Annotated in this window: 1 protein-coding gene; it reads right to left on the bottom strand. The window is 79.9% G+C overall.

Annotation, left to right across the window (positions count from 1 at the left end; genetic code table 11):
- Positions 1-249, bottom strand: a 249-nt coding sequence (locus GTW08_RS07840) for an ATP-binding cassette domain-containing protein (RefSeq protein ID WP_161151692.1), incomplete at both ends; no start/stop codon positions are given.

The following is a 249-nucleotide window of genomic DNA, read 5'->3' as shown; positions in this document are numbered from 1 at the left end:
GTGCGGCTGCTGCGGCACCCAGGCCACCCCGCGGCGCCAGGCGTCGAGGTCCAGGTCCGCGAGGTCGGCGCCGGTGCCGTCGCGGCCGTGCACGGTGACGGTGCCGCCGGTCGGGGCGACCATGCCGAGCAGCACGCCGAGCAGGGTGGACTTCCCGGCCCCGGACGGGCCGCGCAGCAGCACCGTCTCCCCGGGGGCGAGGCCCAGCGACAGACCGGCGACGGCGTCGGCGTCCGCGCCGGGGTAGCG

The sequence above is a fragment of the Pseudonocardia sp. SID8383 genome (genome assembly GCF_009864975.1).
In the GTDB taxonomy this organism is placed as follows: domain Bacteria; phylum Actinomycetota; class Actinomycetes; order Mycobacteriales; family Pseudonocardiaceae; genus Pseudonocardia; species Pseudonocardia alni.
The sequence above is the reverse complement of the archived record's forward strand: the minus strand, read 5'-3'. Positions and strand labels throughout refer to the sequence as shown.